The organism is Streptomyces sp. NPDC101234 (assembly GCF_044767525.1).
Taxonomy (GTDB): Bacteria; Actinomycetota; Actinomycetes; order Streptomycetales; family Streptomycetaceae; genus Streptomyces; species Streptomyces sasae.
This window is the reverse complement of record NZ_JBIWOA010000030.1, coordinates 117,691-129,997: the sequence shown is the minus strand read 5'-3', so window position 1 is coordinate 129,997 and position 12,307 is coordinate 117,691. Positions and strand designations below refer to the sequence as shown.

Here is a 12,307-nt window from a genome sequence, read left to right as displayed (position 1 = left end):
GGCCCGCGGTCGACCAGCACCAACAGCACCGCGAAATGCCGCAGCTCGATACCGAGCGGCCGCAGAGCCTCCGTCATCACCGCCGCCGCACGCCAATGCGCCCGCCGCAGCAGCAGGCCGAGGGCGAAAGGCGAAGCGTCCCCCGGGCGGTCGGTCGCACGCGGGGCGACGGCTGGATGAGGAGTGTCGGCAGTCACAACTCCAGGCTATCAGCCATCCATTCATCCAATACGGTATCGTTTGAAACAAAATGCGGCTTGACGGCGGTCGGCCGTGGAACGATCGTGAATAGATCCGATGCCAAAGGCAATCCGGTAGTCATCGGGCACGGCACACCAGGTGGGCATCATGGCGCACCCCCACGCGCGGTCCGGTCCGCCGCTTCCAGAATCGGCGCGGATCCACGTCGGCACAGCCGCGGCCACCGCCGTCTCGGACCCTGCCGGCCGGATAGTCCTGTGGAGTGGCGCCGCAGAGGCCCTGTGGGGTTACGCACCCGAAGAGGTCATCGGCAGACCTCTCGCCGGACTCCTCACCACCGACGGAGCGGCGCTGTTGCACCGTGACGGCCACTCTGTCGAGGCGCGGGTCTGCGTGTCGCCGCTGGTGGCGTCCGGACAACCGGGCGGGTTTGTCCTGATCGCGGAGGCTCAAGGCACTGCGGAGGAGGCTCGGTCCGGTGCGCAGGATCCCGGGGACGAGGCATTGATGCGGTGGGCGTTCGAGCAGCATCCGGCTCACCTCGGGATATTCGACTGCGAAGCCCGGAACCTGAAGCAGAACCGGACGATGGCCCGGGCGACCGGTCTGCGCGAGGAGGAACTCCGCGACCGGCACCTCGGCGAACTGGTCCCGGACGCCGCACTCATCGAGAACGACCGATGGATCCGGCAGGTGGCCGCGACGGGCGAAGCGGCACAGAGAGAGACCTTCCTCAGGGTCCCCGGCGAACCGAAGCCGCATGCCTGGACCGTGGATTTCTACCCTCTCAGGGACCCGCTCGGCCAGGTGCGCGCGGTGGGCATGTCAGCGTACGACTACTCCCAGCAGTACGAGTCACGGGAGCGGCTGGCCCTGCTCAGCGAGGCCCGCACCCGCATCGGCACCACCCTGGAACTGACGGAGACGGCCGGCGAACTCGCCGCACTCCTCGTGCCCCGCTTCGCGGACGTGGTCACGGTCGACCTGTTCGAGGCGGTCTTCGGCGGTGAGCTGCCCACGTCCGTACCCTCCGGCCCCGTTCTGCTGCGCCGGGCCGCGCAACGGCCCGAGTCCCCTGTATGGGGGTGTCCCGCCCCCGACGGGACGCGATGGCACCCGGCTTCCTCACCGGTCGGCCGGTGTGTGGCGACCGGGCGTGCCGAACTGCACGACCTCACGGATCCACACGTGACCCGTTGGTTCGCCGACGATCCCACGGCGGCGGCAGAGCTGCGCGCCTCCGGAGCGCACTCGCTGATCACGGTGCCCGTCCGAGCCCGCGGCACCACCCTCGGAGCCGCCGTCTTCCTCCGCCACAGCGCGGCCCGTGAGTCTTTCACCGCCACCGATCTGGCCGTCGCCGAGGACCTGGTCGCCCGTGCTGCGATCTGCCTGGACAACGCCCGCCGGTTCACCCGCGAACACGGCATGGCGATCCTGCTCCAGAGCACCCTGCTGCCGCGTGGCCCGATCATGCATCCGGGCGCGGAAACCGCTGCACGGTACCTGCCCGCCGACCGCGCCAGCGAGGCGGGTGGGGACTGGTTCGACGTGATCCCCCTGCCCTGTACCCGCGTCGGCCTGGTCGTCGGGGACGTCGTGGGGCACGGCATCGGCGCCGCTGTCACCATGGGCCGGCTGCGGACAGCGGTCCGTACCCTCGCGGACATCGACCTGCAGCCCGACGAGCTCCTCACCCACCTCGACGACATGGTGACCCACCCGGCGGGAGGGAGGGGCGACGGGTCCGGTGCCGGTGCCGTCGGATACGACGCGATCCCCGGCGACGTCGGCGCCAGCTGTCTGTACGCCGTCTACGACCCCGCGTCCGGTACCTGCACGCTGGCCCGGGCCGGTCACCCGCCCCCGGTTCTGGTGCGCCCGGACGGCACCGCGGAGGTCGTCGACGTGCCCGCCGGACCCCCGCTCGGGCTGGGCAGCCTGCCGTTCGAGGCGGCGGAGTTGACCATCCCCGAAGGCAGCCTGCTGGCTCTGTTCACCGACGGACTCGTCGCAGCCCGCGGCCATGACATCGACGAACGTGTCGACGAGCTGCGCGAGGCCCTGACTCGGTCGGTGCCCTCGCTGGAAGAACTCTGCGACACAGTCCTGGAGTCCTTGCGTTCCGGGACGCGGACCGACGACGTCGCCCTGCTCGTCGCCCGCACCAGGGTCCTCGGCAGGGAGAACGTCGCCGAGTGGAACGTCCCTGCGGACGCGGCAGCTGTGGCGGGGGTACGCAAGCAGGTCGACGAGCGGCTCACCGCGTGGGAGCTGGAGGAGGCCGCGTTCACCACGGAACTGGTGGTCAGCGAGCTGGTCACCAACGCGATCCGGTACGGCACCGAGCCGATCCGGCTACGGCTGATCAGGGATCGATCACTTGTCTGCGAGGTCTCCGACGGCAGTAGCACCGCCCCTCACCTGCGCCGAGCCCGGGACAGTGACGAGGGCGGCCGGGGACTGTTCCTCATCGCCGAGCTCACTCAGCGCTGGGGCACCCGCTACACCTCGGCGGGCAAGTGCATCTGGGCCGAACAGAACCTGGGGCGGTCGTCCCGGACGGCGCCCGAATTCTGACCTCCCTTTTGGCGTGTTGCCCCGTCTTTTCCGGGCAAACGTCGGCAGACCCGCTCCATGACGCGGCGCCGCACCGACAGCTCTCGACGGGCCACGCATCAGCGGTCGGCCGGCCCCGGCCACAACGCCCGCACCGCCTCGGGCACCCCGGCCACGACAGCCGGATCGAACAGAGCCACCTGGAGGATGTAGCCGGGAAGGATGGAGAGCATCGTCGAAGCGATCGCCTCAGCCGTCACCTCCACGGGCAGTCCGCCGTTTTCCTGGTGGTCGCGTACCAGAGTGACCAGATTGGCACGTATGCCGCCCATGAGACGGTCGAGCTCGCGCGCCAGCGAGGGGTTGCGCATGGCCTCCCCCCAGACCAGAACAGCGAGGCCGGCCACGTCCTCCTCGGCGGATTTGACCCGGATCACGTCGAGCAGTTCCGCGACGGCCTCCCCCATGGACCGGCCCTGCCGGTTCGCGGCGACGGCGAGCGTGATGTCGAGGACATCGCGCATGTTCTCCTCGGCGATCGCGAGGATCATCTCGTCCTTGCTGGTGAAGTGCCGGTACACCGCGCCCGCGGACAGCTGCGCCTCGGCGAACAGGTCCTGCATGGACGTGGAGTGGAAACCGTCACGGAGGAAACAGCGGCGCGCCGCGTCCAGGATCTGCTTGCGGCGAGCGTCCATGTGCTGCTGGGTGACCTTGGGCATGAGCCCAGCCTAACAAAGAAAACGAACATTCATGTTGACGCCTGTCGACTCGACAGGCGAGACTGAGGGTGCCAATAAAACGATCATTCCTTTTTACGAGAAGGTGCACTGTGAGAAACCCCTTGTCAGGAGGCCAGGCGTGGCGGGAAGTCGCCATCGCCGCCGTGGCGCTGCCCATAGTGATCACTCTGGCGGTGCTGGCGTTCGCCTGGCCGGCGGGGCGGATCTCGCCGCGCGACGTCCCGGTCGGGATCGTCGGCACCGGACCGGCCAGCCAGCACGCGGTGGAGGGACTGGCCCGTGCGAAGCCCGGCGCGTTCGACTTCCATCTCTATCCCGACCAGCAGGCCGCGCGGTCGGCGATCAAGAGCCGGGACATCTACGGCGCCTTCGCCATCTCCGGCCACAGCATCACCGTCCTGAAGGCCACCGCCGCCAGCCCCTCTGTGGCCCAGGTTCTGACCGATGTCGGACAACAACTGGCCGACAAGGCCACCCAGCAGCTCACCCAGCAGATGGCCGCTCAGCAGAAGGCCGCGCAGGAGAAGGCCGCGCAGGAGAAAGCCGCTGAGCAGAAGGCCACCGGTGCGCATTCCTCGGCGAAGGCCCACAAGCAGGCGGCTGTCCAGCAGGGAACCGCCGGCGCCGACTCCTCGGTGAAGATCCTCGTGAAGGCGGTCGACGTGGTGCCCGTCGCCGTCGAGGACCCCCGGGGTGCGGTGTTCAGCTCATCGGTCTTCCCGCTCACGATCTGCGGCATCCTGATCGGGGCGTTCGTCACGATGGCCCGCGGTCTGGCCCGCCCGCGGCACCGCGTGCTGACACTTCTCGTCGCCTGCGCCGTCGCGGCGCTGGGCATCTATCTCGTGGCCCAGGGTTTCCTCGGGGCACTGCCGCACGACCACGTGGCCACATGGGCGATCCTGTCGCTCGACCTGATCTCCGTCAGCGCCACCGCCGCCGGTGTGATCCGGCTCCTCGGGCCGGTGGGTCTTGGGCTCAGCGCCGCGCTCATGGTCTTCGTCGGGAACGCCTTCTCCGGTGCCACCTCCGCCCCGGAGATGCTCCCCAGGGGCGTGGACTACGTCGGCCAGTGGCTACCCCCCGGCGCCGGAGCCAGCCTGCTTCGCGATACCACGTACTTCGACGGCAGTGCCGGCGCCGGCCACCTTGCCGTCCTCGTTCTGTGGAGCGTCTGCGGCCTCACAGCGGTCATGTTCGGTCACTGGGTCACCGGGGAAGCCCGCCGCACGAAGACCGGTGCGACGGCCTCCGGGGAACCGCTCCCGTCCTCGCCGGAGGTCGGCGCCACCCCGCCGGTTCGGCATCACGCGCACGCCCACGCCCGCCGCAACGACAGTGACGGTTGATGCCGAGCGCTTCTTGCAGGCGATCAGGCCATGGGCGCCAAGCACTTCGGCCCCGTGGCGATGGCGAAGGAAGCGCTGACGCACAGCTGCCCCCGGCCTTCGTCGCCCCGGGCGTCATGTTCCCGGCGGGGCAGCGGATCGCGGTCCTGGCTGTCAACGCGCACGAGCGGCACATCGAGGGCACGGCCGTCCGTATGAGCCGACATCACGCCGGGTGCACCGCCACCCAGGCGTGCGGCCCGGCAGACAGACGGGTCGGCTCCCGTCAAGACCACGGAGTACTGCGCGAGGTGCTGAACCGCGATGCCTCGCGCCGTACCGGAGCGGACACACACCATGACCACGCCACGACACCCCAGCCCGGCAGGCCGGTCCGAACATCCGCAGCCGGCCGATACCTCCCCGGCCATCACTCGGGCCTTCGCCCTGCTCAGCCGACGTTGGAACGGCCTGATCCTCATGGCTCTGGCCAAAGGGCCGGCCGACTTCGCACAGATTCGCGAGCGTGTCCCCCGCATCAGCGACCGCATGCTCGCCCGGCGCCTCCAGGAACTGACCGAGATCGACCTGATCGCCCGGGACGTGCGGCCCGGACTGCCGTCGCAAACCCGTTACGCGCTGTCTCCGCATGGCAAGGCCTTCCTCATCCCTCTGGCCATTCTGTTCTTCTGGGCGGAGGACCACCTTCCGGCGAGCGGCTCGTCGGCATCGGATCAACCGGCCGGGCCACACCACTGACCTCCCTTTCCACGCCGTGGCGGGGAGCTGGAGCCGGACCCATGCCTCCGGCCGGTGATCGGCCGACACCGGGATGGAGGGGAGCACCGTTCCCGACTGCCGCAGACCGAGGAACGCTGGCGGCCCTGCTGTCGTCGGTAGGAACCGACCGAGCAGGGCGAAGGTGCCGGGCCGGGTTCACAGAGATCGCCTTCGAGGCGACCAACGCCATCGGCCGACGATCTCATCGTCGGCCGATGCACTTCGGCTCGGTCGGCTGTGCCCAGCAGTTCCGGCACCGTTCCCATCCATGCTATTTAGCGCATATCATCCCATTTTGCAGTCCACCGATGGTCACGGGATGGGTGTGCAGGGCAGACGAGGGAGACTGGTGATCTTGGACGTCTACGAGGCAGTCACAAGCCGACGGGCCGTGCGTGGATTCATCGACCGGCCTGTCCCGCGGGAGATGCTGGAGCGGGTGCTGTCGGCTGCGGCTTGGGCACCGTCCGGGTCGAACCTCCAGCCCTGGCACGTCTACGTGCTGACCGGCCGGCCGCTGGCCGAACTCAAGGAGCTCGCCGGCGGGCGCGTGACCGCATGCGATCCCTGGGACGAGCGCGAATACGAGATGTACCCGGCCACGCTGAAGTCCCCGTACCGCGAGCGCCGATCCGCCTTCGGTGCGGAGCGTTACAGCGCGCTCGGCATCGCACGCGAGGACTGGGAGGCGCGCCAGCGGGCCGCTACCGGGAACTGGAACTGCTTCGGCGCGCCGGCCGCCCTGTTCTGCTACATCGACCGCGATCTGGGCCGGCCCCAGTGGTCCGACGTGGGCATGTTTCTGCAGACCGTGATGCTGCTGCTCCGCGCCGAAGGCCTGCACAGCTGCCCGCAGATGGCGTGGTCGGTGTATCGCAGGACCGTGGCGGAGGTCCTGTCACCCCCGGACGACCTCATCCTCTTCTGCGGCATGTCGATCGGATTCGAGGACTCCGCCGTGCCCTACAACCGCACAGGCCGGGCACCACTCGACGAGACGGTCACGTTCGTCGATGGATAGCCGGCGGCGCCCATGGCCCGTTGCCTGCTGGTGGGTGGGGTGGCAGACGGCGTGGCTCGGCTTCCCCGGCCGAGGGCGATGCGGGGCGATCGGCTCGGGGCTCCCTCCGCATGGCCCGGCCGGCACGGCTTGCTCCCGGCGACGGCACCGCATCGCGGTTGAGGCCGCTGAAGGTGGTGCGAGACAACGCCCGGGTCCGCACAAGGGCAGCAGGCCCGTCCGGAGCGCGGGGCATACGGTTGCGTCCGCCGCGTCGGCCTGAACGGCCGACACGGTCGGGAGGTCCACTCCGGCGGGCAGGAACGGCACATCCCCGACGAGGCTCACGCCTGCCGGCCGTAGCGATCGCGTGCTTGGACAACCGCCTCCGGAGCGATCTCGCCGGCCCGCGCCAACAGGTCCAGGGCGGCGACAACGATCGACCCGGCGTCCACGTGGAAATAGCGGCGCACGGCGTCACGCGTGTCCGACAGTCCGAAGCCGTCCGTCCCCAGCGACGTGTAGTCCTGCTCGACCCACTGGCTGATCTGATCGGGCACCTGCCGCATCCAGTCGCTGACCGCCAGCACCGGCCCTGGGCGGCCCGACAGCGCAGCGGTCACATACGGGACGCGCTCCTCACCCCGAAGCCGCGCCCTGTCGGCACTCATGGCATCGCGGCGCAGCTCCGTCCAGGAGGTCACCGACCACACGTCAGCCTGGACTCCCCACTGTGTCGTGAGCAGTTCCTGGGCTTCCAGCACCCAGTGGATTGCCGTGCCGGAGGCCAGCAGCTGAATCCTGGGTCCGGCGTTGTACGGCTCCGCCTGCCGGAACCGGTACATGCCCCGCAGGATCCCCTCCTCGATCGCCGGACCGGTGGGCATGGCCGGCTGATGCTTGGGTTCGTTGTAGACCGTCAGGTAGTAGAAGACGTCTTCGGGCTGGTCGCCGTACATCCGCCGGAGCCCCTCCCTGACGATCACCGCGATCTCGTACGCGAAGGCCGGGTCGTAGCTCACAGCGGCCGGATTCGCGGATGCCAGCAGGTGGGAGTGCCCGTCCGCGTGCTGCAGACCCTCGCCGGTCATCGTCGTACGGCCGGCCGTCGCCCCGATGACGAACCCGCGCCCCATCTGGTCCGCCAGAGCCCAGAACTGGTCACCGGTTCGCTGGAAACCGAACATCGCATAGAACATGTAGAACGGGATCATGGGCTCGCCGTGCGTGGCGTACGAGGTCGCCGCGGCGGTGAACTCGGCCATGGAACCGGCCTCGGTGATGCCTTCGTCGATGAGCTGGCCGTTCTCGGTCTCCCGGTAGTAGAGCAGCTGGTCCGCGTCGACCGGTTCGTAGGTCTGGCCGTGCGGCGAGTAGATCCCGGCCGTCGGGAACAGGGACTCCATGCCGAAGGTGCGGGCCTCGTCGGGAATGATGGGCACCCAGCGCCGCCCCGTCTCGTCGACCCGCATCAGGTCCTTGACCAGCCGGACCAGGGCCATGGTGGTGGCCACCTCCTGGTTGCCGAAGCCCTTCCGCAGGGCCTCGAAGGGGGCGGCCGGCGGCTGTGCCAGCGGCTTGGCGACCACCCTGCGCACGGGGGCGGGGCCGCCCAGAGCCGTACGCCGGTCGCGCAGGTACCGCACCTCTTCCGAATTCTCACCGGGGTGCCAGTACGGCACCAGGTCGCCGCTCAACGCACCGTCGGGGATGGGAAGTTCGAGCACGTCCCGCATCTCGCGGAACTGTGCCATGGTCAGCTTCTTCATCTGATGATTGGCGTTGCGGGACTCGAAGCCCGCACCCAGCGTGTGTCCCTTCACCGTCTGGGCGAGGATGACGGTCGGTGCTCCATGGTGCTCGACCGCGGCTCGGTAGGCGGCGTGGACCTTGAGGGGTTCGTGCCCGCCGCGCGAGTTCTCGAACAGATCGGTGAGCCGGGCGTCGCTGAGCCCGGCGGCGATGCCGGAGAGCGCATCGCCGGTGAAGAAGTCCTTGCGTATGTAGGCGGCGTCGCGCGCGGCGTACGTCTGCATCTGGGCGTCGGGCACCTCGCCGAGGCGGTGGACGAGGGCCCCGGTGGTGTCCTGTCGCAGCACGGCGTCCCAGGCCTCACCCCAGAGGGACTTCACCACGTTCCAGCCCGCACCGCGGAACCGGCCCTCCAGCTCCTGAACGATCTTGGAATTCGACCGTACCGGACCGTCCAGGCGCTGCAGGTTGCAGTTGACGACGAAGGTGAGGTTGTCCAGGCCCTCGCGGGCGGCGAGCGCCAGCGCGGCCATCGCCTCGGGCTCGTCCGTCTCCCCGTCCCCGAGGAAGGCCCAGACCCGGGACCCGGATGTGTCCTTGATGCCACGCGCGTGCAGGTAGCGGTTGAACCGAGCCTGGTAGATGGCGGCGAGCGGACCGAGTCCCATGGAGACGGTCGGGAACTCCCACAGCCACGGCAGGCGACGGGGGTGGGGGTAGGACGGCAGTCCGTGGCCGTCGGCCTCGCGCCGGAAACTGTCCAACTGCTCCTCGTCGAGGCGCCCTTCCAGGAACGCGCGGGCATAGATACCGGGCGACGCATGCCCCTGCACGTACAGCTGATCGCCTGAGCCGTCCCGCTCCTTGCCCTTGAAGAAGTGGTTGAACCCGACCTCGTACAGCCATGCCGCCGAGGCGTAGGTGGCTATGTGGCCGCCGAGCCCCAGGCGGGAGCCGCGTGTCACCATCGCCGCCGCGTTCCAGCGGTTCAGGGCGGTGATCCTGGACTCCATGGCGACGTCACCGGGGAAGGCGGGCTGCGCGGATGTCGGGATGGTGTTGATGTAGTCCGAGGACAGGAGCCCGGGCAGGGCGATCCCGGACCTGGCCGCGTACTCGTGCACCCGTCGCAGCAGGTACACCGCCCGGTCCGGCCCCGCGTTCCGCACGACGGCGTCGAGTGATGCCTGCCATTCGGCGGTTTCCTCGGCGTCCCGGTCGGGCAACTGGTCGAGCTCGCTCGTCGCGGGGAACGCAGTGGGCCTGGACGGAACACTCATGGCGGCCTTTCTGTCACAGCGTGTTTGAGGGAGAGACCGACCGACGGTGGGGTGAAGCCGGTCGTCCACAACACCAAGGACCGCGCACGGGACACCTTTGTGACGATCCTCGGCACTGCGTCGCTGTGGCTGCCGTGCAGCGCGTGTCATCGACAGCATGACCACAGTGACCCACGTCACATGCCCCGAGGTGTCACACCTTGCCGGGCTGTCCGGTCACTAGCGTGTACCGGCAATTTCACTAGGAGCACCAATGGATGCACGCCTCAACTACTACGGAAATCCCTTCGCGGGCAAGGTGCTGAAGCACTTCCTGTCCGCCAGCAAGGCGCTGTCGGGCTCGACGCTGCCGGCCACCGTTCAGCACCTGGTCGAGATCCGCGCCAGCCAGATCAACGGCTGCGGCTTCTGCACCGACATGCACACCAAAGAGGCCACCCACGCCGGGGAGACCTCGGTGCGGCTCAACCTGATCGCGTCCTGGCGGGAGGCGACGGTCTTCACCGAGGCCGAGCGCGCCGCGCTGGAGCTGGCCGAGCAGGGCACCCGTGTCGCGGACGCGGCCGGTGGGGTCACCGACGAGGCCTGGGCGAACGCCGCCAAGCACTTCGACGAGGACCAGCTCGCCGCGCTGACGACGCTCATCGCCCTCATCAACGCGTACAACCGCATCAACCTCATCACCCGGCAGCCGGCCGGCGGCTACACGGTCGGCATGTTCGGCTAGCAGCCGGGGTCCGGCGCTGCCGGACCCGGACGGTCCCTCTCCGCATCACCCCTGCCTTCGGCGCGGAGACGGACTTCGGGCACCGGCCGACTGCGCTCAACCACGCGGTCGGCCGGCCGAATTCTTCGCGGCCCGGTACTGCGCCCGCCCCCCTCAGGGTGCATGCCCCCTGGTCAGCAAGGCCCCACCGAAATACCCATGCGGGCTGTCGGCCCATTCATGCCGGCCGAATTGTGGAGACCGCCGACAGGGAGCAGGGTGATATGGGGCCTCGTCGCATGCAAGGCAGGAGGCACGCGGCGTGTCACAGATGCGGGCCATGTTCTGTCTTCACCGCGAAGCAGGTTGTTGTGAGCCCGGAATTCCTGACGCGAGATCACGTATTCCGGGCGGGTCTACGGAGGTGTATCACTGATGCACGAAATGCACGGAATGCATTCAGAGGACGGCTTCGGCCCCAAGATGCTGGCAGACGTCAAGCCGCCCTTCATTCCCGAGGGGGCTTCGGGAATGACTGTGCTTGTCGAGTGGGCTCCCGGTGACCCCGGCACTCCCCCGCACCGCCACTCGGGGCCGTGTTTCGGCTACGTACTCGAGGGAGCCGTCCGGTGGGAGCTGGAGGGTGAGCCGGAGCACGTGATCAAGGCCGGTGAGACGTTCTGGGAGCCGGGCGGTGAAGTGATCCACTATCAGAACGGCAACGCCTCGTCGGACGTCCCGGCCAAGTACATCGTGTTCATGATGTGCGCGCCGGGCCAGCCGATGCTCACGCTCGTCGACGACGAGGAACTGGAGAAGCGGGCCCATCTGCGCGCCCCGCGGCCCACCGACTGACCCACCGCCTGCGCACAGGCAGGTTCCGAACGGAGCCCGTTCGCTCCGCGGGAGGACGCGGTAAGGCATGAGTGCCACCGATGTCGTGTACCGCGCACTGACGGCGCTGACGGCGGAGCCGAGTCGACCACGGCGGAACCGGGTCGACCGACCATCTCCGGCGCACCGCCATGGCCCTGGCCATGGCGGTGCGCCGTTGCATTGCGGCCGCGGGCTGCCGGAATCGTTCGGTCACTGACCCGTGGCATTCAAGGGGCCCTGCGGCTGATGCGCCGGGCGCGAGCCTCTCAGGAGAGCCAGTCGGTGTAGCGGGTGGGGGCGAGGTGGGCGTCCTTGTCGGTGAGGACGTCGCCCTTGACGACGGCGAACATGCCGGCGGTGGGGTCGGTGACGACGGTGCGGTTGTCGCCCTTGCGCGACAGGGTGATCCGGCCCAGTTCGTCCAGGGTGAAGATGTCGGGGCCGGCGATGTTGCGGATGCCGTTGAGCGGGGCGCCCGCGGCGACCTCCGCGACCGCGGCGGCCACGTCCTTGGCGGCGATGGGCTGGATGGGGGTCGCGGGCAGCCGGACGGTGTCGGCGTCCGAGGTCCAGGACATGGTGGCGTCCATGAACTCCATGAACTGCGTCGCCCGCACGATCGAATAGGGAACCGACCCGTCCGCGAGGATGTGCTCCTGGAGCGTCTTGGCCCGGTAGTAGTCCAGCTCCGGCACCTGGTCCACGCCGACGATGGAGAGGATGACGAAGTGGCCGACGCCGCCCCTGCGGGCCGCGGCCACCAGGTTGTCCATCGAGGTCTGGAAGAAGGCCGGCGAGGCTTCGTCGAAGGTCGGGGAGTTCGTCAGGTTGACGACGACGTCGGCACCGGCCACCGCCTCGTCCACCCCCTGGCCGCTGATGACGTCGACACCGGTGGACTTGGAGTGCGGCACGGCCTGGTGCCCGGCGGCATTCAGGTTCTCGACGACCTGCGACCCGATCAGTCCGGTGCCGCCGATGACTGCGAACTTCATGACATGCCCTTTCACCGACAGCGCGTCCGAAGTGTTACAGAACACACCATATCCGGGCATTATCGGTTTGGCCTGGCCACATCCTGC

Annotated in this window: 9 protein-coding genes and 1 pseudogene; 6 read left to right on the top strand and 4 right to left on the bottom strand. The window is 69.0% G+C overall.

Annotation, left to right across the window (positions count from 1 at the left end):
- Window positions 1–197, bottom strand: a pseudogene (locus tag ACIRR9_RS40815) (MarR family transcriptional regulator); the annotation flags it as partial.
- Window positions 198–348: 151 nt separating this feature from the next.
- Here ACIRR9_RS40815 and ACIRR9_RS40810 point away from each other — a divergent pair.
- Complete coding sequence (locus tag ACIRR9_RS40810) at window positions 349–2,781, top strand: SpoIIE family protein phosphatase (protein ID WP_403763142.1); 2,433 nt, start codon at window positions 349–351, stop codon at window positions 2,779–2,781.
- A gap of 98 nt (window positions 2,782–2,879) precedes the next feature.
- Here ACIRR9_RS40810 and ACIRR9_RS40805 read toward each other — a convergent pair whose 3' ends face one another.
- A complete protein-coding gene (locus ACIRR9_RS40805) occupies window positions 2,880–3,482 on the bottom strand; it encodes a TetR/AcrR family transcriptional regulator (RefSeq protein WP_403763139.1) in 603 nt (200 codons plus the stop codon).
- Between the two features lie 110 nt (window positions 3,483–3,592).
- On the opposite strand from ACIRR9_RS40805, the gene ACIRR9_RS40800 reads away from it, so the two are divergent.
- The 3 genes from ACIRR9_RS40800 (at window position 3,593) to ACIRR9_RS40790 (ending at window position 6,632) form a co-directional block, all read left to right on the top strand.
- On the top strand, window positions 3,593–4,852 hold the full coding sequence (locus ACIRR9_RS40800; protein ID WP_403763136.1) for an ABC transporter permease: 1,260 nt from the start codon (window positions 3,593–3,595) through the stop codon (window positions 4,850–4,852).
- Window positions 4,853–5,188: 336 nt separating this feature from the next.
- The gene (locus ACIRR9_RS40795) at window positions 5,189–5,590 is read left to right on the top strand and encodes a winged helix-turn-helix transcriptional regulator (RefSeq protein ID WP_403763133.1); all 402 of its coding nucleotides are present in this window, start codon (window positions 5,189–5,191) and stop codon (window positions 5,588–5,590) included.
- Window positions 5,591–5,966: 376 nt separating this feature from the next.
- A complete protein-coding gene (locus tag ACIRR9_RS40790) occupies window positions 5,967–6,632 on the top strand; it encodes a nitroreductase (RefSeq protein ID WP_403763149.1) in 666 nt (221 codons plus the stop codon).
- Between the two features lie 323 nt (window positions 6,633–6,955).
- Here ACIRR9_RS40790 and aceE read toward each other — a convergent pair whose 3' ends face one another.
- Window positions 6,956–9,643 (bottom strand): pyruvate dehydrogenase (acetyl-transferring), homodimeric type, encoded by a 2,688-nt coding sequence (gene aceE, locus ACIRR9_RS40785; protein ID WP_403763130.1) that lies wholly within the window; start codon window positions 9,641–9,643, stop codon window positions 6,956–6,958.
- 253 nt (window positions 9,644–9,896) lie between these two features.
- Between aceE and ACIRR9_RS40780 the strand changes: the two genes are divergently transcribed.
- Together ACIRR9_RS40780 and ACIRR9_RS40775 are read left to right on the top strand one after the other, a co-directional pair.
- Window positions 9,897–10,370 carry a carboxymuconolactone decarboxylase family protein gene (locus ACIRR9_RS40780; RefSeq protein WP_403763127.1) on the top strand — a complete coding sequence of 158 codons (474 nt, stop codon included), beginning with the start codon at window positions 9,897–9,899 and terminating at the stop codon, window positions 10,368–10,370.
- Window positions 10,371–10,784: 414 nt separating this feature from the next.
- Entirely contained in the window at window positions 10,785–11,204 is a 420-nt protein-coding gene (locus ACIRR9_RS40775) for a cupin domain-containing protein (RefSeq protein ID WP_403763124.1), read from the top strand.
- Window positions 11,205–11,491: 287 nt separating this feature from the next.
- On the opposite strand, the gene ACIRR9_RS40770 is transcribed toward ACIRR9_RS40775, so the two are convergent.
- Complete coding sequence (locus tag ACIRR9_RS40770; protein WP_403763121.1) at window positions 11,492–12,220, bottom strand: SDR family oxidoreductase; 729 nt, start codon at window positions 12,218–12,220, stop codon at window positions 11,492–11,494.
- Between the last annotated feature and the right edge of the window lie 87 nt (window positions 12,221–12,307).

Excerpts from the sequence above, each read along its gene's own strand:
- ACIRR9_RS40780 (WP_403763127.1), top strand. The coding sequence starts at position 9,897 with ATGGATGCACGCCTCAACTACTACGGAAATCCCTTCGCGGGCAAGGTG.
- ACIRR9_RS40775 (WP_403763124.1), top strand. The coding sequence starts at position 10,785 with ATGCACGAAATGCACGGAATGCATTCAGAGGACGGCTTCGGCCCCAAG.
- ACIRR9_RS40770 (WP_403763121.1), bottom strand. The coding sequence starts at position 12,220 with ATGAAGTTCGCAGTCATCGGCGGCACCGGACTGATCGGGTCGCAGGTC.
- ACIRR9_RS40795 (WP_403763133.1), top strand. The coding sequence starts at position 5,189 with ATGACCACGCCACGACACCCCAGCCCGGCAGGCCGGTCCGAACATCCG.
- aceE (WP_403763130.1), bottom strand. The coding sequence starts at position 9,643 with ATGAGTGTTCCGTCCAGGCCCACTGCGTTCCCCGCGACGAGCGAGCTC.
- ACIRR9_RS40810 (WP_403763142.1), top strand. The coding sequence starts at position 349 with ATGGCGCACCCCCACGCGCGGTCCGGTCCGCCGCTTCCAGAATCGGCG.
- ACIRR9_RS40805 (WP_403763139.1), bottom strand. The coding sequence starts at position 3,482 with ATGCCCAAGGTCACCCAGCAGCACATGGACGCTCGCCGCAAGCAGATC.